The organism is Streptomyces sp. NPDC041068, from assembly GCF_040647455.1.
In the GTDB taxonomy this organism is placed as follows: domain Bacteria; phylum Actinomycetota; class Actinomycetes; order Streptomycetales; family Streptomycetaceae; genus Streptomyces.
This window is the reverse complement of record NZ_JBEZCG010000014.1, coordinates 80,633-101,151: the sequence shown is the minus strand read 5'-3', so window position 1 is coordinate 101,151 and position 20,519 is coordinate 80,633. Positions and strand designations below refer to the sequence as shown.

Genomic DNA, 20,519 nt, shown 5'->3' with positions numbered 1-20,519 from the left:
GAACGGCCCGGACATGCGCGCGAGCCCGGGACACGCGCCACGTTCAGCCGTCCGACCCCAGAATCAGCCCCGATGTGGGGACGCCGGTGCCGGCGGTGACCAGGGTGCGGGCGGCGTCCGGTATCTGGTTCACCGAGGTGCCGCGGACCTGGCGGACGGCCTCCGCTATGCCGTTCATGCCGTGCAGATACGCCTCCCCCAGCTGTCCGCCGTGCGTGTTCAGCGGCAGCCGCTCCTCGGCGACGAAGCCCGCGGCCTCGCCGGGCGCGCAGAACCCGAACTCCTCCAGCTGCATCAGCACGAACGGCGTGAAGTGGTCGTACAGGATCCCGACGTCGATGTCGCTCGGGGCGAGGCCCGAGGTGCGCCACAACTGCCGTGCCACCACGCTCATTTCGGGGAGTCCGCTCAGATCGTCGCGGTAGAAGCTGGTCATCTGCTCCTGTGCCCTGCCCGCGCCCTGGGCCGCCGCCGTGATCACGGCCGGGGGGTGCGGCAGGTCGCGGGCCCGCTCCACGCTCGTGACGACGATCGCCTGGCCGCCGTCCGTCTCCTGGCAGCAGTCCAGGAGCCGCAGGGGCTCGACGATCCAGCGCGACGCGGCGTGGTCGGCGAGCGTGATCGGCTTGCCGTGGAAGTACGCCGCGGGGTTGGTCGCCGCGTACTTCCGGTCGGTGACGGCGACATGGCCGAAGGCGTCCGGTGTCAGGCCGTAGGTGTGGAGGTAGCGCTGGGCGGCCATCGCCACCCAGGAGGCGGGGGTGAGCAGGCCGAACGGCAGGGACCAACCGAGCGCGGCCCCCTCGGCCGACGGCTCGCGCCGCTGCACTCCCGAGCCGAATCTGCGCCCGGAGCGTTCGTTGAACGCGCGGTAACAGACGACCACTTCGGCCACTCCCGCCGCCACCGCGAGCGCCGCCTGCTGGACGGTGGCGCAGGCCGCGCCGCCGCCGTAGTGGATGCGGGAGAAGAAGGACAGCTCTCCGATGCCGGCTGCCTGGGCGACGGTGATCTCCGGGCTGGTGTCCATGGTGAAGGTGACCATGCCGTCGACGTCGGCGGGGGTGAGCCCGGCGTCGTCGAGCGCGGCGCCCACCGCCTCCACGGCCAGCTTGAGCTCGCTGCGCCCGGAGTCCTTGGAGAACTCCGTGGCCCCGATCCCGACGATCGCGGCCCTTCCGCCGAGGCTGTCTCGCGCGCGGACGCTCATGCGGCACCTCCCGCGGGGACGGTCACCGTGACCGTGCCGGTGACGTGCTTGCCGATGCCGTTGGCCCCGACGACCTGGACGGTGGCCGTGTCGCCCTCGGAGGTGGACTCGACGTGGCCGATGGAGCCGGTCAACACCATCGTGTCCCCCGGGTAGTTGGGCGCCCCGAGTCTGATCGCCACCTTGCGCAGGACGGCGGCGGGGCCGAAGTGGTCGGTGATGTAGCGCCCGACGAGGCCGTTGGTCGTCAGGATGTTCATGAAGACGTCGGGCGATCCCTTCGCCTTCGCGAGCTCGGCGTCATGATGCACGTCCTGGTAGTCGCGGGACGCGACGGCTCCGGCGACGATCAGCGTGCGCGTGATCGGGATCTCCAGCGGCGGCAGCTTCTCACCCGTCCTCATGCCGACTCCCCCTCCCGGGACTCCGCGATCAACTCGCCCAACTCCTCCAGGACTTCGCTCCCGCAGCCCAGATACGCGTCCAACTGCCGCCCCCAGAGGAAGTGCCGGTGCACGGGATGGTCGAGGTCGGCGCCCATGCCGCCGTGCAGATGCTGGCCCGTGTGCACGACGCGCTTGCCCGCCTCCGACGCCCACCAGGCGGCGGTCAGCGCATGCGTGTCGTACGCCAGGCCGGTGTCGCGGCGCCAGGCCGATTCGTAGGCCGTGACGCGGATCGCCTCGGTATCCATGTGGGCGTCCGCGGCGCGGAGTTGGACGCCCTGTCTGGCCGCGAGGGGGCGCCCGAACTGTTCCCGCTCGTTCGTATGGGCCACGGCCCGCGCCAGTGACCCCGCGCACACCCCGGCCTGGAGCCCCGCGAAGGCCGTGCGCGCGGTGGCCCGCACGTCCTCGTACGCCGCGGCGCCGCCGAGACGCTCCCCGGAGGTCCGGTCCAGGCCGCCGAGACGCTCCCCGGGGGCCCGGTCCAGGACCAGCCGCCCCGCGGCCCAGGGCGCCGTCAGCTCGACCGGCTCCACCCGGGCGTCGGCGACCCGCACCAGCCACAGGCTCCGGTCGGCCGCGGCCACCAGGACCTGCGTGGCATCCCTCAGCCACGGCACCCACGGCACCGTGCCGCTCAACACCCCGTCCGCGGAGGCCTCCACACCGCCCCGGGCCGGAAGCGCCCCTGTGGCGACCGCGTCCCCCTGCCGCAGCGCGGGCAGCAGCCGGTCCCGCTGCTCGGCCGTGCCGTGCGCGGAGATGGCCAGCAGGCCGTAGACACAGCTCGCCGCGAACGGCACCTGGGCCGTCACCCGCCCTTGCTCCTCCAGGAGAAGCACGAGGCCGAGCAGCCCGACGTCCTCCACCGCGCCCGGCAGCCCCGCCGCGCACAGCGCCTTCCACAGCTCGGCGTCCGAGCCCGTCCCCGCCGCGGCCAGGCGCTCCGGTGTCGCCAGGTCGGTGAAGATCTCCCGGGCGAGATCGCGCGCGGCGGCCTGCTCCTCCGTGGGCGTGAAGTCCATGTCAGAGCTCACCTCCCGACGTCTCCTCCAGGGCCCGGAACACCGGCAGCTCCAACTCCGCGTCCACGCGCTGGAATTCGAGACGCACGGGCATCCCGATCCGCACCTTGTCGCACGGCACCCCGACCACGTTGCTGACGATCCGCACGCCCTCCGCCAGCTCGACGAGTCCCACGGCATAGGGCGGATCGAAGGCAGGGAAGGGCGGGTGGTGCATCACGACGTACGAATAGACCGTGCCCTCGCCGCTCGCCTCGACCGTGTCCCACTCGGGCGAGCCGCAGGCGTTGCACCCGGGCAGCCACGGGAAGCGGAGCTCGCCGCAGCCGCCGCAGCGCTGGATCAGCAGGCGGTGCTCGGTGACGCCCTCCCAGAAGCCCGCGTTGTCGCGGTTGACGACCGGGCGGGGGCGCTTGCCCTTCGGTGTGCGCTCCGCAGGGGCGTACTTGAGGATCCGGAAGCGGTGCGTGCCCGCGAGTTCGCCGCCCGCGCGGACGTCCATGCGCGTCGTGACGAAGTGGCCCGTGCCGAGCTTGGTCGTCTTGCGCTCCGACACCGACTCGATCACCGCGTCGAAGGTGATCTCGTCGCCCGGCCGCAGCGCCCTCAGATACTCCTGCTCGCAGTCGGTGGCGACCACCGAGGTGTACCCGGCGCCGTCGAGCAGCGCGAACAGGTCGTCGTACGCCTGCGAACGTCCCTCGTGTCCGGAGAGGCCGCCCATCGTCCAGGCTTGCAGCATCGTCGGCGGCGCCACGGGATCCGCGCCCGCGTACGCGGGGTTGGTGTCGCCCATCGCCTCGCACCAGTGCCTGATCATCGGCGTGTTGACCGGGTCCTTGCCGAGCCCCGCCTCGGCCGCGGCCCTGCCCTCGAACGCCTTCAACTCCTCGTACGCGATGTCCTGCGGAGCCTTCCTCCCCGCGCTCCGCGACGCGCCCGTGCCCCGCTCTGCGCCCGTGCCCCGCGACGCGCCCGCGTCCCGCGATGTAGTGGTCACCGCCGCCCCCTCCGCATGCCGAGCCGCATCGTCGCGACGATCTCCCGCTGCACCTCGCTCACCCCGCCCCCGAACGTGTTGATCTGCGCGGCCCTGTTCATCCGCTCCAGCTGCCCGCCCCCGAGCTCACCCGGCGAACCCGCCCGTACGAGCCCGGACTCGCCCGTGATCTCCTGACACATTCGGTACACCTCCACGGCCGATTCGGTTCCCATGACCTTCACGCCGCTCGCGTCGCCGGGCGCCAGCCGGTCCGCCCCCACATCCCCCACCAGACGCCAGTTGAGCAGGCGCGTCGCCGCGAGCCGCGCATGCACCTCGGCCAGCCTCGACCGCACCCACGGGGCGTCAATCCGACGCTCACCCGTCACCGGATCGGGTGTACGCGCGAAGTCCAGGGCCGCGGCGTAGAAGTCCTCGGCCTGCATGCCGATCGCGGCGAGCGCCACCCGCTCGTGGTTGAGCTGGTTGGTGATGAGGCCCCAGCCGCCGTTCTCCTCGCCGACGAGGTTCGCGGCGGGCACCCGGATCCCGTCGTAGTAGGTCGCGGTCGTCGTCAGGCCGCCCACCGTCTCGATGGGCGTCCAGGAGAAGCCGGGGGCGTCCGTCGGCACGAGGACGATCGAGATGCCCTGGTGTTTGGGGGCCTCGGGGTCGGTGCGGCAGGCCAGCCAGATCCAGTCGGCGTTCTGCGCGTTCGAGGTGAAGATCTTCTGGCCGTCGATCAGCCAGCCGTCCCCGTCGCGCACGGCCCTGGTCCGCAGCGCGGCCAGATCCGTGCCGGCGGACGGCTCGCTGTAGCCGATGGCGAAGACGAGGTCACCGCTGAGGATGCGGGGCAGGAAGGCCGCCTTCTGCTCCTCGGTGCCGTACTTCATCAGGGTCGGCCCGACGGTGTTGAGGGTGACCATCGACACCGGCGCGCCCGCGCGATGGGCCTCGTCGAAGAAGACGAACTGCTCGTCGGCGCCGCGCCCTTGGCCGCCGTACGCCACGGGCCAGCCGAGCCCGAGCATCCCGTCGGCACCGATGCGCCGCAGCAGACGGCGCTGTTCCGTCACGTCCGTGCTGTCGGGCGGCCCGTCGGGCATCACGTCCCGGAAGTACGCGCGCAGTTCGGCGCGCAGGTGCCGCTGGCGTTCGGTGGGGGCGAGGTGCACGGTGGCGGCCTCTCCATCTCGTACCGACAAGGATTTCTGACTGTCCGTCAGATGTCGTGCCGGTGTCAAGAGATCATCCGGTAACGGCCCCGCAGGGAGAGCCGCCCTCGCCCCCCGGACACGCCTGTGCGGCGGCACCGAAGCACCGCCGCACAGGAACGTCACACCCCACAGTGCGAACCCCCTGGAGCCGTCCCGAGCGACTCCAGGGGTACCCGGCTCACCAGAGCTCGGTGAAGTTGACCGCGATGTTCTCGTTCGACTGGTCGATCGCCGTGAAACCGGAACCGTTCACCTGAGCGTTGTTGTTCTGGTTCGAGGCGCCGTTGCCGACGGCCTGCTGCTGCGTGGTGTTCGAGTTGCCGTTGTTGTCGCCGCCGACGCCACTGCCGTTGACGGTCGCCACACCCGCGTTCGATCCGTTGTCCGCGAAAGAGCCGTTGTCGGCCATCGCGACGCCCGAGAAGAGCGCGGCGGCCAAGGGCAGGGCTGCGGCGGCAGCGATGACGCGGGCGGTACGGATGCTTGCCATGTCTATTCCTCCAGAACAGGAGGTACGCACCGACCCACAGGTCGGGAGTACCAGAAGTACGGCTTATCCCAAGGCGGTTGGCCGACCGCCTCGGATGTGCTGCTCGACGTCGCGACTCCAGAGTTGCCCACCGAATCCCCGGCGAACCACCCAAGAAGCCCCGATTCCCCCGCAAGCGTGAGGACATGTCGATAAACCCGCTTCACGCCCCCAAATCCCCAGATCAGTCCCGCACGATCTGCCCGAAACCCGCCTCACCCCAGTCCCCGCACGAGGCGAAGCGTTCCGCCACCACCGATCGGACGGGCCCGCCGAGGCCGCCATTTCCCCGCCCGGCCGCCCCGCCGGGACCACTCCCCGTCCGCTCCCTCTTCCCTTCTTCGAACATGCGTACGAAACTGAAGTCATGGCCACCACCGACCGCCATGCCACCACCCTGGCGCTCGCCCACGCACTGTCCGCCGCCGAGCGCGGCCTCGCGGTGATCCCGCTGTCCCGCACCAAGCTCCCCGCCCTGCGCTCCCCCCACCACGAAGACCCCCAACCGGTCCTCTGCCACGGCGAATGCGGCCGCCTCGGGCACGGCGTGTACGACGCGTCGACCGACCCCCGGCGTATCCGCGAACTCTTCGCCGCCGCCCCCTGGGCCACCGGCTACGGCATCGCCTGCGGGCTGCCGCCGCACCATCTGATCGGCATCGACCTGGACACCAAGTCCGGTACGGACGCCTCGGCGGCGCTGCGTGCACTGGCGCTGCGCCACCTCTTCACGATCCCCGACACCGTCGTCGTGACCACCCCGAGCGGGGGCCGCCACATCTGGCTCGCCGGGCCCGCCGACGCCGTGATCCCCAACTCCGCGGGCCGGCTCGCCCCCGGCATCGACATCCGGGGCGCCGGCGGCTACCTCGTAGGCCCCGGCTCCCGTACCGAGCACGGCGTCTACGGCACCGCGCCCGGCACGGCCCAACTGCCGCCCGCACCCTGCCCGCCCGCCCTGCTGCGCCTGCTCACGCCCCCGCCGCGCGCACACCACCCCACGCCCCCGCCGCCCGGGAACCCACCGTCCGGGAACACACCCGCAGGACACCCGGACACGGACGCCCAGCGGGGCCAGGGGCTCGTGCACTTCGTCCTCGCGGCACACGAGGGGCAGCGCAACACCCGCCTCTTCTGGGCCGCTTGCCGCGCCTACGAGAACGGCATCGGCGAGACCCTCGCGCCCCGGCTCACGGAGGCCGCGGTCCGCGTCGGCCTCACGGAACGCGAGGCCCGCTCGACGATCGCCTCGGCGGCACGTCTCACGGGGCACGCGTAGCGGGCAACCGTGCCCCCCCCCGGGACATGCATACGGGACATGCGTAAGGGGCGCCCGCAATAGCGGACGCCCCTTACGCACAACACGCGGTGGGTGTGGGATTTGAACCCACGGTGGCTCGCACCACGACGGTTTTCAAGACCGTTCCCTTAGGCCGCTCGGGCAACCCACCCCGCGCCGACCACCGGAGAACCGGAACGGCGCGGGGACAAGACTAGCGGGTCACCTGCTGGGCCGACGGGTCAGCTGTCGCCCTTGCGTGAGCCCAGGGTCACGTCGACCGTGCGCTCCTTGCCGTCGCGCTCGTACGTGATCTTGACTGTGTCGCCCGGCTTGTGGGTCCAGATCTGGCCGATCAGGGTCGGGCCGCTGTCGATCACCGTGTCGTCCAGCTTCGTGATGACGTCGCCGGGCTTGAGGCCCGCCTTGTCCGCCGGACCGTTCGGGGTGACCGCGTCCGAACCGCCCGCGCCCTCCTGGGAGATCGTCGCGCCGTTCGTGCCCTCCTGCTGGAGGGAGACGGACGCACCGATCACGGGGTAGACGGGCTTGCCGGTCTTGATCAGCTCCTTGGCCACGTTCTGCGCCTGGTTGACCGGGATCGCGAAGCCCAGGCCGATGGAGCCGGACTGGCCGGAGCCGCCGAGGCCGCCGCTGTCCGCGGGCTTGATCGCGGAGTTGATGCCGATGACCGCCCCGCGCGCGTCCAGGAGCGGGCCGCCGGAGTTGCCGGGGTTGATGGACGCGTCGGTCTGCAGGGCGCTCATGTACGAGCTCTTGCCGCTCTGCCCGCCGTCGCTGGAGGTCACCGGGCGGTTCTTGGCGCTGATGATGCCGGTGGTGACGGTGTTCGACAGGCCGAAGGGCGCGCCGATCGCGATCGTCGAGTCACCGACGGCCACGCGGTCGGAGTTGCCGAGCTGGAGCGGCCTCAGGTTGTCCGGGGCGTTCTTGAGCTTGATGACCGCCACGTCGTAGCCCTCGGCGCGGCCGATGACCTCGGCGGCGTACTTCTTGCCGTTCGAGAACGTCGCCTGGAGCTTTCCGCCCTCGGCGGCCGACGCCACCACGTGGTTGTTGGTGAGGATGTGGCCCTGCTTGTCGTAGACGAAACCGGTGCCCGTGCCGCCCTCGCCGCTGCCGCTCTGCGCCTCGATGGTGACGACGCTCGGCAGCGCGTCATTGGCGATCTTGGCGACAGAGCCAGGCTCCCGCTTGAGGTCGGCGGGGGTGTCCGGGGCGGAGACCGTGGTCGAGTTGGTGTCGTCGTTGCGGTCGGCGGCCCAGTAGCCGACGCCGCCGCCGACACCGCCCGCGACCAGGGCGGCAACGAGCACAGCGGCGACCAGCCCGCCGCGCCGGCCGCCGGGCTTCGGCTCCTGCGGCTGGTACGAGGCACCCCAGCCGGAACCGCTTCCGCCACCCGTGGCGTACGACGGCACGGCGGGCGGGGCCGGAGGCGGCCAGCCGCCCGCACCGGAAGCGGCCTGCGGGGCGCCGACGTGGGCGGGAGCGGAGTGCGCCCCTTCGTACCCCCGTTCGTACCCCGGCTGCCCCATGGGCTCGGGGGCGGCGGGTGCGCTCGGAGCGGAGGACGTGCTCGGAGCGGAGGGTGCGTTCGGAGCGGAGGGTTCTGTTCCACCCGGCGCGGCAGAAGGCGCAGCCGCAGAAGGCGCAGCCGCAGAAGGCGCAGCTGCAGGAGGCGCGGCCGCAGAAGGCGCAGCCGCGGATTCCGCAGGAACAGCGGGCGCGTCCACCGGCGCGGGAGGCGCGTGAGGCACGGCAGGCGCGGCAGGAGGCACGGACGGGGCCTGGGGTACTTCGTTGCCCTCGTTCTCGGTGCTCACAGCTCTTTCTCCTCGGTCCATGCTGTTGGTGCTTGCGTTCTCGGTCACGGCCTGGCTGTACCAACTGTGTGTTTGTCTGCAGTCAGCTTTTCCCATGGGCTGTCAGGGCACCATAAGCCGATCCTGTGTGTCCGGCGCCCCGGGAGACCGCCCTCCGGCGAGCCGCCGGGTACCCCGTGATGGCACGATGACGCGGTGACCCCCGCACGACAGCACCAGATCCAGGTCGTCGCCCACCGCGGAGCCTCCGAGGACGCCCCCGAGCACACGCTGGCCGCCTACAAGAAGGCCGTCGAGGACGGCGCCGACGCCCTCGAATGCGATGTACGACTCACCGCGGACGGACACCTCGTCTGCGTCCACGACCGCCGCGTCAACCGCACGTCGAACGGCCGCGGAGCCGTCTCGGCGCTCGAACTGGCCGATCTGGCCGCCCTGGACTTCGGCTCCTGGAAGAAGGACCACGACGAGACCGAGGAGGGCGAAGGCCCCGACTGGGAGGGCTCCTCGGACGAGGACACCTCCGTACTGACCCTGGAGCGGCTGCTCGAGCTGGTGGCCGAGAGCAACGCGTCGGGCCGCCAGGTGCGGCTCGCCGTCGAGACCAAGCACCCCACCCGCTGGGCGGGGCAGGTGGAGGAGCGTCTGCTGCTGCTCCTCAAGCGCTTCGGTCTGGACGCGCCGCCCGCCGAAGGCCCGTCCCCGGTACGGATCATGAGCTTCTCGGCGCGTTCGCTGCACCGCGTGCGGGCCGCGTCCCCGACGCTGCCGACCGTCTATCTGATGCAGTTCGTCTCGCCGCGCCACCGCGACGGGCGCCTTCCCGAGGGCGTCCGCATCGCCGGACCCGCGATGCGGATCGTGCGCAATCACCCCGCGTACGTGGCCAAACTGAAGCGCGCGGGCCACCAGGTGCACGTCTGGACGGTGAACGAGCCCGAGGACGTCGAGCTCTGCGCGGAACTGGGTGTCGACGCGATCATCACCAACCGCCCCAAGCAGGTTCTGACCCAACTGGACCGTCTGGGACTCCATTAACTCCGGTTACAGGGAGTGCACCGGCGCGTTCGGTCCGTATTCGATCGTTACGAGTGCGTCACCGGACGGGGATTGGCCGGTTTCCGGTCCAGTCCATTGGGGCATCCACACCGTGGCGTGGGGCGAAGGAGGTCTCGGGGGTGGCGTTGGTGGTGGCACGGGAGGTGCCCACGTCGTCGAGCATGGCCGTACCCCATGGCCCTGCGGGCGTGGGGGAAGCACGACACCGGATGCGCGATCAGCTGCGCAGGCACGGAGTGTCGGAGTCGGTCGTCGACGATGCCGTACTGATCCTGTCGGAGTTGCTCAGCAATGCCTGCCGGCACGGCAGGCCACTGGGCCGCGGCATGGTGGGCGACGGCGATGTGCGCGCGGCATGGCACGTCGACAAGACAGGCCGGCTGACGGTCGAGGTGACGGACGGCGGCGGCCCGACCCGCCCGGTCCCCGCCACCCCGTCGGTCACGGCGCACGGCGGCCGCGGGCTCAACATCATCACGGCGCTCGCCGACACCTGGGGAGTCCGCGACGACGTGCACGGCGAGGTCACGGTGTGGGTCGTCGTCCAAGCGGGGCACCGCCACGACGATTTCGCTACGCGCGTCGCGGCCCCCTCCGCGGCCGCGATATCGGAGCTCGCCTTCTCGGATCCCTTCGACGACTTGGACTGACGCTCCGGGCCCGCTCCAGGACTTCTCCGCGCCGGACCCAGGCTTCTCCGCGTCGGACCCGGCCTTCTCCGCGTCGGACCGAATCTCCGAACGGCTAGGCTCGCGCCCGTACGCAAGAGTGCATGAGAGCCGTAGCCGGGAGACAGCCAAGATGGCCAAGAAGCGCCCCCAGACCAAGGGCAAGCAGCAGCCTCAGCTCAAGGACGGGGAGATCCCCGTGGTCGGGGCCCGCGAGCCCTGTCCCTGTGGTTCGGGCCGCCGCTACAAGGCCTGTCACGGCCGGGCCGCCGCGCACGCGGTGACCGAGCTGGTGCAGCGCCCCTTCGACGGCCTGCCCGGCGAGTGCGACTGGGTCGCGCTGCGCGAGCTTGTCCCCGCCGCCACGGTCGAGCTGAAGCTCAAGGGCGGACTCCCGGACGGCGTCCCCTCGGTCACCCTCGCCACCGTGCTGCCCATGGCCTGGCCCGCGCTGCGCCGCGACGACGGCTCGGTCCTGCTCGGCCTGCAGAACGACACCTCGTCCGGCGACATCAGCCGCGACCTCGCCGACACCCTTCAGCGCGCCGTCGAGGCCGAGCCGGGTACGCCGGTGAAGGGCCGCCGCGCCCCCTCCGACGGACCGCGGCTGCAGGATCTGCTCGACCCCGAAGGTGAGTTCGAGCCGATCGTGCACCCCGGCTTCGAGTTCTGGGTGCCCGACTCGGAGAACGCGACGCCGGAGGTCTCCGCGTCCCTGGAGCGGGCGAACGCGGCCGCCATCCCGACCGTGAAGCTGACCGGTGTCGACGCCGCGTACTGGTGCGAGACCCCGGAGAAGAACCACCTGCGCTGGGTCATGCCGCACCCCGAGGAGCAGCTGCTCGACGCGCTGGCCCGGCTGCACGCGGCCGGCACGTCCTCCCTCGGCGAGGGCACGCGCCTGGTCGGCTCCTTCCGCGCGCACGGCCTGACCGTGCCGGTGTGGGACCTGCCGAGCGGCGTCGGCGCCGAGGACATCGAGAAGCCCGCGGCCGAGTTCGCCGAGCGGCTCGCGGCGGCGCTCGCGTCGGACGCCCCGCTGACGGCGGACGAGCGCCGGGCCCGCGGCGGTCTCACCAACCGCCAGGTCACGCTCAGCTGACCCACCGGCTCGCTCCCGAAGCACTGCCGAAGCACCGCCGAAGCATCCCTGGAGCCCCCATGGAGCCACCAGGAGCCCTCTCGGAGCCCCCATGGAGCGACCCTGGAGCGAGCAGTAGCGGAGTGCGTGACTCCAGTCACAACTCCCTGTAGTCACAAGTAAATCCCTGTCCGGATAACTGAGATCGAATTTGCCAGGAGCCGATCTCTTGTTACCGTTCAGGTAGCCCGGTTGCTGGTGCATCCCCCGTCGCCAGCAACCGGGCCCTTCCATGTCAGGGAGAGGTTCATTCCTCAACTGCCCTGCGGGGAAGCCGAGTTGCTTCCCGAGCGCAGCAGCAGCGCGCCCGACTCACCCGCCGCGAACTCCGCCACGGCCGAGTACGCGTCCGCCTCACCGGCCGACCGCTCGCGCGGCGTCTCGCACGCCCCCGGTTCGTCCCCCGCACCCACCGAACAGTGCATCTGTACGGTGCGCGCGCCGGGGCCCATCACGGTCAGTACGGCGGTCAGCTCCTCGCCGGTGGCGTTGCGGTAGTAGGTGCGCGCCCATGTGTCACGCCCCTGGGTGAGGACACACGTCTGGGCCTCGATGCCGTCGGGCGAGGAGAGTTCGGGGCCACACCGGGCGGCGGTCGACAGCCCTCCGAGGGCGCCGTCCACGAGCGAGGGCGGCTCCGGATCCGGCGCCTCCGGCTCCGAAGGAGCGTTCGAAACGGAGACGGAGGGTGAGGGGAGGGGCGACTTCGCGTCACCGTCGCCCACCGGCCCCGCGGACGCGCCGGCGAGCGGCAGGAGAACCGTGACGGCCACGACGCCCAGGAGCACGATCAGGCGGGGTTGCATGGGCCGAGGTTAACGAGAGTGGGCGCGCGGCCCGTTCGCCCCGCGCCCATTTCCCCTACATCTCGGGTGCGCTCACACCCGTACGAGTGAGGGCGTCCACCACGGCGTCCACGACCGCCTCGACATCCGGCACCCAGGGGGCGGCGGAGCCGGGCAGCGGCGCGCGCTCCCAGCGGACCTGACCCTGTCCCGTCGCCGAGGGGGGCAGGGCGATGTAGCCGCCCTCGCCGTGGAAGCGGAGGGAACCGGGGACGTAGTCCTTGGCGTAGAGCAGTTCGCCCAACTGGGCCATGGAGTACGGCGCGACGAGCAGATGGACGCGGCTCTCGGTGGCGACCACCGGGCCGAGCCTGATGCCCGCCTCGTCGAGCGCGGCGAGGGCGCGCACGCCCGCTTCCGCGGGGAGGCTGACGGCGCACGGCGCGCGGCCTCCGGTGGCGAGCACGACGGGGGCGCCCGGACGGTTGGTCCACCACCAGCGGACCATCCGCTCGTCGGTGGTGGCGGCCAGGAGGCCGGGGTCGAGGGGATGCGCGCCCGGCACCGCGCAGTCGGGGTCGGGGCAGGCGCACCGGGTGCCGTCGCGTCGGTCGAGGCCGACGCCCGGCAGTACGGGCCACCGCCATGCGGTCGCGAAGGTCAGAGCCGCGCCGAGCTGTCCGGCGCTCCGGCCGGGCTTCCTTCCGATTCGCCAGGACAGGAGCCTGCGTCGCCTTCCGAGGATCTCGCGCATGAGCGCTCGTTCCTTTCCGTTGCACGCCGGCTTGCGCCGGGGAGACTGCGGGCCACATCACACCATGTGTGGATCACTTCGCTGTACGTACGAGCTGGCACATCTGACCCCAGCCTGCGGCATGGGGAACCACTCTGAACCGAGCGTTGACGTGGCGTGGGGTGGCGGCGCCTGGCGTTTGCCGTCCCGCGATATTTCTTGCCGCCTCCCCCACGGGAGGATGGGGCACGGTCGTCGTGAGTAAGGACGCCCGGGTCCTTCGCCAGGTTCCGGACGGATCCCAACTGCCCCTGGCCATCACTGAGTAGGTACCCAGCACGACCGCCGCAACGCTCTACCGAACAACCTCAGTCGACCCTAATATGCCCTAACCCGGCGCTGTTTTCGGCCAACTTCTCAAGATCTCTTAATGTTCCCCGAATTCCCTCGGACACCAGGAATCCCAGCAGGACAATGCTGGACATCCCCTCACCAGTGCGTGTACATCTGGAGACATTGCTAGCGGCGCAGAACAACATGGGGGTTTGCGATGCTATTGAGCATTACGCACCGGCCGGAAAGCCGTCAGCCATGAACGCCCCGCACCTTCCGAAAGTGGCCGGAATCGACTCCACCGTTCCGCCACCGGCACACACTGTCGCGCCCGCCGCGCAGGCCACGCCCGCCGCGCCCGCCGCGGAGGGCACTTCCGTGACCAGCGCGCCCGGCGTCGTGATCCAGGACCGTCTCGCGGGCTGGGTCTCCGATCTCACGACTCTGCACGAACTGACGGAGCGGCTTGCCCGTACGGACACCCTCGACGGGGCCCTGCGGGAACTGCTGCGCGCCGGTGCCGCCCTGGTCGGTGCCCGGCGCGGCCTCGTCGTCGTCGAGCCCTCCGACGGGCGCGGCCCCGACACCACCATCGGCCTCGGCCTCGGCCGCGCCGACCTCGGGCACATCGAGACGGTGCCGCGCGGCGCCACCTCGTACGGCAGGATCCTGGACACCGCGACGGCCGCGGCGCCGGGGCCCGAGAGCGAGATCGTCCAGCCCGACCTGCTCTCGGACGACGGCCTCGACCCGCGCCACCGCGAGGTCGCCGCCCGCCTCGGGTACGCCGCGAGCTACGCCCTGCCGCTGGCCACCGAGGAGGCGGGCCGGATCGGCGCCGCCGTCTGGCTGTACGACGAGCCCGCCGAGCCGGTCGAGCGCCAGCGCCACCTCGTCGGGCTCTACGCCCGCTACGCCACCGAGCACCTGGCGCGGCTGATCGAGCTCGACCGCGCCCGCACGACCGGCGCCACCCTGCGCGAGGAGCTCATGCCCTCGCGGCTGCCCCGGGTCGCCGGGGTGCAGCTCGCCGCACGGCACCGCACCGGGCCGCGCGGCGGCGGCGACTGGCACGACGCGCTGCCGCTGCCGGATGCGGCGCTGGGGCTCGCGGTCGGGTCCGTGACCGGGTCGGGGCCCAGTGCCGTGGCCGCGATGGGGCGACTGCGGGCGAGTCTTCGGGCGTATGCCGTGATGGAGGGCGAGGACCCCGTCGCCGTACTCTCCGATCTGGAGCTGTTGCTGCGGCTGACCGAGCCCGCGCGGTCGGCGACGGCCCTCTTCGCGTACTGCGAGCCCGCGCTGCGCAAGATCACTCTCGCCGGTGCCGGGCACAGCCCGCCGCTGATCGTCGGGGAGCGGCGCACGGAGTTCGTGGAGACCTCGCTGTCCGCGCCGCTCGGGATGCTCGCCTGCTGGGAGGCGCCGAGCGTGGAGATCAGCCCGGAGCCCGGAGAAACGGTGCTTCTTTACACCGACGGGCTCCTGCACCGCACCGGCGACCAGATGGACCGGGCCTTCGCGCGCCTGCACGCGGCAGCGGCGAGCGTGCCCAAGGGAATCCGGGAGGACCCGGGCGCCATCGCCGACCACGTGCTGCGGACCGTCCTTCCGGACGGGCTCGACGCCGTGGACAGCGACGAGGACGTGGTGATCCTGGCGGCACGCTTCGAGTAGGCAGAGTGAGCCCCCGGGCACGCGCTGTAAGTGGTCTTCCGGCCCTGGGCCCCCTTCCGTACGCCCGTACGATGGAGGGTGGTCCAGTGTCGTACATAGGAGGCAGACCGTGTCGGACGCGCTCAACCCGGAGACCCCGGAAGAGACCGAAGAAGAGCCGATCAAGCAGCGCAAGAACGGCCTGTACCCGGGCGTTTCCGACGAGCTCGCCGAGAACATGCAGTCCGGCTGGGCCGACACCGAGCTGCGCGACCTGCAGCCGATCGCGCAGGCCGAGAACACCGCCGCCCGCCGTGCCGCGCTCTCCGCGCGCTTCCCGGGCGAGCGTCTGGTGATCCCCGCGGGCAACCTCAAGACCCGCTCGAACGACACCGAGTACGCCTTCCGCTCCTCCGTCGAGTACGCGTACCTCACCGGCAACCAGACCGAGGACGGCGTCCTCGTCCTGGAGCCGGTCTCCGACGGCCACAAGGCCACCATCTACCTTCTGCCGCGCTCCAACCGCGAGAACGGCGAGTTCTGGCTGAACGGCCAGGGCGAGCTCTGGGTCGGCCGCCGCAACTCCCTCACCGAGGCCGAGAAGCTGTACGGCATCCCCGCCTCCGACGTGCGCGAGCTCGCCGACGCGTTGCGCGAGGCCACGGGCCCCGTCCGTGTCGTGCGCGGCTACGACGCCGGCATCGAGGCGGCCCTGACCGACAAGGTCACCGCCGAGCGCGACGAGGAGCTGCGCGTCTTCCTCTCCGAGGCGCGTCTGGTCAAGGACGAGTTCGAGATCGGCGAGCTGCAGAAGGCCGTGGACTCCACCGTCCGCGGCTTCGAGGACGTCGTGAAGGTCCTCGACAAGGCCGAGGCCACCAGCGAGCGCTACATCGAGGGCACGTTCTTCCTGCGCGCCCGCGTCGAGGGCAACGACATCGGCTACGGCTCCATCTGCGCCGCGGGCCCGCACGCCACCACCCTGCACTGGGTGCGCAACGACGGCGCCGTCCGCTCCGGCGAGCTGCTGCTGCTCGACGCCGGTGTGGAGACGCATTCGTACTACACCGCGGACATCACGCGCACGCTGCCGATCAACGGCCGCTTCAACCCGCTGCAGAAGAAGATCTACGACGCGGTGTACGAGGCCCAGGAGGCCGGCATCGCGGCGGTGAAGCCGGGCGGCAAGTTCCGTGACTTCCACGACGCCGCGCAGCGCGTGCTCGCCACGCGGCTCGTCGAGTGGGGGCTGCTCGGCGACCTCGACGTCGAGAAGGTCCTCGAACTCGGTCTGCAGCGCCGCTGGACGCTGCACGGCACCGGCCACATGCTCGGCATGGACGTCCACGACTGCGCCGCCGCGCGCACCGAGACGTACGTGGACGGCACGCTGGAGCCCGGCATGTGCCTGACCGTCGAGCCCGGCCTGTACTTCCAGGCGGACGACCTGACCGTGCCGGAGGAGTACCGCGGCATCGGCGTCCGGATCGAGGACGACATCCTCGTGACGGCGGACGGCAACAAGAACCTGTCCGCCGCGCTGCCGCGTACGTCCGAGGACGTCGAGGCGTGGATGGCGCAGCTCAAGGGCTGAGCCAGGTCTTCAGGGCATACGTCAAAGGGCCGGCCCCGGTGGGGCCGGCCCTTTGACGTTGCCGGGTACTGCGGTGTCGCTCAACGCTTCGCCTGTCTCGGGAAGCCCAGCGCGACCAGCGCCGTCAGCGCGATGCCCGCCGTGGCGACGAAGAGGGCGGTGCGCGTGCCGTCCGCCGTGGCCGCCGTCGAGGTGTGATCGCCGAGGCCCGCGATGCCCACCAGGACCGCGAGGCCCACCGCGCCGCCGATCTGCTGGGCCGTGGACGCCATTCCGGAGGCGATGCCCTGCTCGTGACCCGCGATGCCGGCCGAAGCGGCGCCGAACATCAGGGTGTAGCCCGCCCCTTGGCCGAGGCCCAGGATCAGGAAGCCGGGGACCAGGGCCGGGTAGGAGCCGTCGGCGGCCATGGCCAGGGCCACCAGCGCCGTGCCCGCCGCGCCGAGGCCGAGGGCGCCGGTCATCGCGGTGCGGATGCCGAGCCGCGTGGTGATCCGGCCCGCGAGGAGCGAGCCCGCGGTGATCGCCGCCATCGGCACGAGGTAGGCGAGGCCGGTGCGCAGGGCGCTGTAGCCGAGCACGTCCTGGAAGTAGACGGTGAGGAAGTAGGCGAGGCTGCCGATCGTCGCCATGAAGAGGAACGTCACCGCCATGCCGGTGCGCAGGCCGCGGCCGCGGAGCAGGCGCAGGGGCATCAGGGGGTCGCGGGTGCGGGCCTCGATGAGCAGGAAGGCGGCCAGCAGGGTCGTGCCCGCCGCCGCGGAGAGCCCCACGGTCGCCGAGAGCCAGCCCGACTCCGGGCCCTGGACCAGCGCGAAGACCAGGCCCGTGACGCCGAGCGTCGAGGTCAGCGCGCCGGGCAGGTCGATGCGGCGGCCGTCACGCCGTGCGGTGTCCGGGGCGATGAGGCGGAAGGCTGCGGTCATCGCGATCACGGCCAGGGGCACGTTGACGTACAGGACCGAGCGCCAGCCGAGGAGTTGGGTGAGGACGCCGCCGAGGAGCGCGCCCACGATGAGGCCGCTGCCGCCCGCCGCGCCCCACACCGAGTAGGCGCGGTTGCGCTCGCGGCCCTCGGTGAAGAGCGTGCCGACGAGGGTGAGCGTGGCCGGGAAGAGGAAGGCGCCGCCGATGCCCTGCACGGCGCGGGCCGCGATCAGCAGTCCTGGCCCGGTGGCGAGGCCGCCGGCCAGGGACGAGACCCCGTACAGACCGAGACCGAGCACGAACATGCGGCGCGGGCCGAAGAGGTCGCAGGCGCGGCCGCCGAGGAGCAGGAAGCCGCCGAAGGCGACGGCGTACGCGCTGATCACCCACTGGAGGTGCTGCGCGGAGAAGCCGAGGCCGCTGCCGATCTGGGGGAGTGCGACGTACACGATGTTGTAGTCGACGGAGATGATCAGCTGGGCGAAGGCGAGCAGAGCGAGGGTCGCGGCCGCTGCGCTCGCCCCTCGGCGCGTGGGGGCGGACGCGGGGGCCGGGGCGGTGGCGGAGAGGGCGGGGGCAGCGGTGGGGGCCGGGGCGGTGACGGGGGCCGGGGCGGTGGCGAGGGTCGGAGCGGCGGCCGGGGCCGGAGCGGCGGCCGGGGCCGGAGCGGCGGCCGAAGCGGTGGCGGGGGCCGGGGCCGGAACAGCAGCCAGAGCCGGAGCAGCAGCCGGGGCGGCGGCCGGGGCCGGAGCAGCAGCCAGAGCCGGAGCAGCAGCCGGGGCGGCGGCCGGGGCCGGAGCGGCAGCCAGAGCCGGAGCGGCGGCCGAAGCGGTGGCGGGGGCCGGGGCCGGGGCGGCGGCCGAGGGTGAGTCGGCCGTCGTCTCCAGGGGGGTGGTCATCAGTGGGCCACCCTCTCGTCCTCGCCCGCGACCTTGGCGGTGCTCAGGGCGATGCGGTTCCAGGTGTTGATGGTGAAGATCAGGGCGAGGACGCGGGCCAGTTCGGACTCGTCGAAGTGGCGGGCCGCCTCGGCGTAGACGTCGTCGGGGACGCCGCCCTGGGAGACGAGGGTGACCGCCTCGGTGAGGGCGAGGGCCGCCTGCTCCTTCTCCGAGAAGAAGTTACGGGCCTCGCGCCACACGCCGATCATGTGCAGGCGTGCCTCGTCCTCACCGGCCTTGCGGGCGTCGGAGGTGTGCATGTGGAGGCAGTAGGCGCAGCCGTTGAGGAGCGAGGCGCGGATCTGGATCAGTTCGACCAGGGCCGGGTCGAGGCCGTCGCGGGCGGCGGCGTCGAAGCCGATGAGGGCCTTGAAGGCCTTGGGCGCGGCCTTGGCGAAGTTGAGGCGGGGGGCGTGGTCGTGGGTGGCCGTGGTGCCCTGGGCGGTCGTGGTGGCGGTGGTCTGCGTGGTGTTCGCGTTGTTCGTCATGACCATGAATCTACGGGCCGAAAAGACCTCGGGTAGGGTGCATTTCCATGCCGGAATCATGGGTCAATTTGGCGGAACGCATCGGCAGTGACCTGCACTTGGACCTTTCGGGGCCCGGCAGTCGCCGCGCCGTCCTCATCGGTGCCCTGCGGGACGCCGTGCGCGAGGGACGGCTCCCGCCGGGCACCCGCCTGCCGCCCTACCGTTCGCTCGCCGCCGACCTGGGCCTGGCCCGCAACACCGTCGCCGACGCCTATGCCGAGCTGGTCGCCGAGGGGTGGCTGACCGCGCGGCAGGGCTCGGGGACACGGGTCGCGGAGCGGGCCGCTCCGGCGAAGCGTCCGCGGAAGCCGAAGCCCGCCCCCGCACGGCCCGCCGCGCCCGCCTACAACCTGCGCCAGGGCACCCCCGAGGCCGCCTCGTTCCCCCGCACGGCCTGGCTCGCCGCCGCCCGCCGCGCGCTGGCCGCCGCCCCCAACGAGGCCTTCGGGCCCGGCGATCCACGCGGCCGCATCGAGCTGCGCCGGGCGCTCGCCGACTATCTGACGCGGGCCCGCGGGGTGCGCGTCGCCCCCGAGCGGATCGTGGTGTGCTCCGGCTTCGCGCACGCGCTGCGGCTGCTGTTCGGCGGCTCGCACGGCGCGGGCGGTGCGGTGCTGCGCGGTTCGTTCGCCGTGGAGTCGTACGGACTCGGCTTCCACCACCAGATCCTGGAGGACGCGGGCGTACGGACGGTGCCGCTGGGCCTGGACGAACAGGGCGCGCGCGTCGAGGAGTTGGCGGAGATCCCGCGGGTGCGCGGCGCACTGCTCACGCCCGCACACCAGTTCCCCACCGGTGGCCCGCTGCACCCGGAGCGGCGCGCCGCCGTCATCGACTGGGCCCGTCGCACCGGCGGCCTCGTCCTGGAGGACGACTACGACGGGGAGTTCCGCTACGACCGCGAGCCCGTCGGCGCCGTGCAGGGCCTGGACCCCGAACGGGTCGTCTATCTCGGCTCGGTCAGCAAGAGCCTGTCCCCCGCGGTGCGCATCGGCTGGATGGTGCTGCCCGAGCAGCTCGTCGACGGGGTGCTCGCCGCCAAGGGCGAGCGCGAGGCGTGGGCGAGCGTCCTCGACCAGCTCACGCTCGCCGAGTTCATCGCCTCCGGACAGTACGACCGCCATGTCCGCCGGATGCGCCAGCGCTACCGGAACCGCCGCGACCAGCTCGTCACCGCCCTCGCCAAACGGGCCCCGCACATCACGGCCACCGGCATCGCGGCGGGCCTGCACGCGGTGCTCCGGCTGCCGCCGGGCACGGAGGCGTCCGTGGTCAAGGCCGCGTCCTGGCAGGGGATCGCGCTGGACGGCCTCGCCGAGTTCCGGCATCCGCGGGCGACGATGAGGGGCGCGGACGGTCTGGTCGTGGGGTATTCGACGCCCGCGGAGCATGCGTACGGGGCGGCCGTGGAGGCGTTGCTGCGGGCGCTGCCGCCTGCGGATGCCGCGTCCTGAGCGCTGCGGGCGCGCCGCCCGCGGATGCCGCGTCCTGAGCACTGCGGGCACGCCGCCCGCGGATGGCGCGTCCTGAGCACTGCGGGCGCGCCGCCCGCGGATGCCGCGTCCTGAGCGCTGCGGGTGCGCCGCCCGCGGATGGCGCGTCCTGAGCGCCGCG

General features: G+C 72.2%; 18 protein-coding genes and 1 tRNA gene. 7 read left to right on the top strand and 12 right to left on the bottom strand.

Going from position 1 to position 20,519, the window contains the following annotated elements; genetic code table 11:
* Window positions 1-43: 43 nt before the first annotated feature.
* From AB0B50_RS30160 to AB0B50_RS30135, 6 genes are all read right to left on the bottom strand, one after another.
* The gene (locus AB0B50_RS30160) at window positions 44-1,210 is read right to left on the bottom strand and encodes a lipid-transfer protein (RefSeq protein WP_362338829.1); all 1,167 of its coding nucleotides are present in this window, start codon (window positions 1,208-1,210) and stop codon (window positions 44-46) included.
* The gene (locus AB0B50_RS30155; protein ID WP_362338827.1) at window positions 1,207-1,614 is read right to left on the bottom strand and encodes a MaoC family dehydratase; all 408 of its coding nucleotides are present in this window, start codon (window positions 1,612-1,614) and stop codon (window positions 1,207-1,209) included. Before AB0B50_RS30155 ends, AB0B50_RS30160 begins: the two co-directional genes overlap by 4 nt.
* Complete coding sequence (locus tag AB0B50_RS30150) at window positions 1,611-2,681, bottom strand: acyl-CoA dehydrogenase family protein (RefSeq protein WP_362339108.1); 1,071 nt, start codon at window positions 2,679-2,681, stop codon at window positions 1,611-1,613. The genes AB0B50_RS30155 and AB0B50_RS30150 overlap by 4 nt, the downstream gene beginning before the upstream one ends.
* A 1-nt stretch (window position 2,682) precedes the next feature.
* Window positions 2,683-3,582 (bottom strand): bifunctional MaoC family dehydratase N-terminal/OB-fold nucleic acid binding domain-containing protein, encoded by a 900-nt coding sequence (locus tag AB0B50_RS30145; protein WP_362339107.1) that lies wholly within the window; start codon window positions 3,580-3,582, stop codon window positions 2,683-2,685.
* Between the two features lie 95 nt (window positions 3,583-3,677).
* Entirely contained in the window at window positions 3,678-4,841 is a 1,164-nt protein-coding gene (locus AB0B50_RS30140) for an acyl-CoA dehydrogenase family protein (RefSeq protein ID WP_362339106.1), read from the bottom strand.
* A 220-nt stretch (window positions 4,842-5,061) separates the two neighbouring features.
* Complete coding sequence (locus AB0B50_RS30135) at window positions 5,062-5,373, bottom strand: hypothetical protein (RefSeq protein ID WP_362338826.1); 312 nt, start codon at window positions 5,371-5,373, stop codon at window positions 5,062-5,064.
* A 406-nt stretch (window positions 5,374-5,779) separates the two neighbouring features.
* Between AB0B50_RS30135 and AB0B50_RS30130 the strand changes: the two genes are divergently transcribed.
* Window positions 5,780-6,691 (top strand): bifunctional DNA primase/polymerase, encoded by a 912-nt coding sequence (locus AB0B50_RS30130; protein WP_362338825.1) that lies wholly within the window; start codon window positions 5,780-5,782, stop codon window positions 6,689-6,691.
* A gap of 87 nt (window positions 6,692-6,778) precedes the next feature.
* On the opposite strand, the gene AB0B50_RS30125 is transcribed toward AB0B50_RS30130, so the two are convergent.
* Together AB0B50_RS30125 and AB0B50_RS30120 are read right to left on the bottom strand one after the other, a co-directional pair.
* Window positions 6,779-6,863, bottom strand: a tRNA-Ser gene (locus AB0B50_RS30125).
* 70 nt (window positions 6,864-6,933) lie between these two features.
* Entirely contained in the window at window positions 6,934-8,538 is a 1,605-nt protein-coding gene (locus tag AB0B50_RS30120; RefSeq protein WP_362338824.1) for a trypsin-like peptidase domain-containing protein, read from the bottom strand.
* A 195-nt stretch (window positions 8,539-8,733) separates the two neighbouring features.
* On the opposite strand from AB0B50_RS30120, the gene AB0B50_RS30115 reads away from it, so the two are divergent.
* The 3 genes from AB0B50_RS30115 to AB0B50_RS30105 all read left to right on the top strand — a co-directional run bounded on the left by AB0B50_RS30115 (window position 8,734) and on the right by AB0B50_RS30105 (window position 11,367).
* A complete protein-coding gene (locus tag AB0B50_RS30115; protein WP_362338823.1) occupies window positions 8,734-9,576 on the top strand; it encodes a glycerophosphodiester phosphodiesterase in 843 nt (280 codons plus the stop codon).
* Window positions 9,577-9,629: 53 nt separating this feature from the next.
* Window positions 9,630-10,247: an ATP-binding protein gene (locus AB0B50_RS30110; protein ID WP_362338822.1), complete on the top strand. Its 618-nt coding sequence runs from the start codon at window positions 9,630-9,632 to the stop codon at window positions 10,245-10,247.
* Between the two features lie 151 nt (window positions 10,248-10,398).
* Entirely contained in the window at window positions 10,399-11,367 is a 969-nt protein-coding gene (locus tag AB0B50_RS30105; protein ID WP_362338821.1) for a DUF5926 family protein, read from the top strand.
* 293 nt (window positions 11,368-11,660) lie between these two features.
* On the opposite strand, the gene AB0B50_RS30100 is transcribed toward AB0B50_RS30105, so the two are convergent.
* Both AB0B50_RS30100 and AB0B50_RS30095 read right to left on the bottom strand, forming a co-directional pair.
* Entirely contained in the window at window positions 11,661-12,212 is a 552-nt protein-coding gene (locus AB0B50_RS30100) for a hypothetical protein (RefSeq protein WP_362338820.1), read from the bottom strand.
* 55 nt (window positions 12,213-12,267) lie between these two features.
* Complete coding sequence (locus tag AB0B50_RS30095) at window positions 12,268-12,945, bottom strand: bifunctional DNA primase/polymerase (RefSeq protein WP_362338818.1); 678 nt, start codon at window positions 12,943-12,945, stop codon at window positions 12,268-12,270.
* Between the two features lie 453 nt (window positions 12,946-13,398).
* Between AB0B50_RS30095 and AB0B50_RS30090 the strand changes: the two genes are divergently transcribed.
* Together AB0B50_RS30090 and AB0B50_RS30085 are read left to right on the top strand one after the other, a co-directional pair.
* Complete coding sequence (locus tag AB0B50_RS30090) at window positions 13,399-14,934, top strand: PP2C family protein-serine/threonine phosphatase (protein WP_362338816.1); 1,536 nt, start codon at window positions 13,399-13,401, stop codon at window positions 14,932-14,934.
* 109 nt (window positions 14,935-15,043) lie between these two features.
* Entirely contained in the window at window positions 15,044-16,507 is a 1,464-nt protein-coding gene (locus tag AB0B50_RS30085) for an aminopeptidase P family protein (RefSeq protein ID WP_362338814.1), read from the top strand.
* 80 nt (window positions 16,508-16,587) lie between these two features.
* Here AB0B50_RS30085 and AB0B50_RS30080 read toward each other — a convergent pair whose 3' ends face one another.
* Together AB0B50_RS30080 and AB0B50_RS30075 are read right to left on the bottom strand one after the other, a co-directional pair.
* Window positions 16,588-18,333: an MFS transporter gene (locus tag AB0B50_RS30080; protein WP_362338812.1), complete on the bottom strand. Its 1,746-nt coding sequence runs from the start codon at window positions 18,331-18,333 to the stop codon at window positions 16,588-16,590.
* Window positions 18,333-18,863, bottom strand: coding sequence for a carboxymuconolactone decarboxylase family protein (locus tag AB0B50_RS30075; RefSeq protein WP_362338810.1), 531 nt, complete (start codon window positions 18,861-18,863; stop codon window positions 18,333-18,335). The genes AB0B50_RS30080 and AB0B50_RS30075 overlap by 1 nt, the downstream gene beginning before the upstream one ends.
* 47 nt (window positions 18,864-18,910) lie before the next feature.
* On the opposite strand from AB0B50_RS30075, the gene AB0B50_RS30070 reads away from it, so the two are divergent.
* Complete coding sequence (locus tag AB0B50_RS30070) at window positions 18,911-20,359, top strand: PLP-dependent aminotransferase family protein (protein WP_362338809.1); 1,449 nt, start codon at window positions 18,911-18,913, stop codon at window positions 20,357-20,359.
* The last annotated feature ends 160 nt before the right edge of the window (window positions 20,360-20,519 follow it).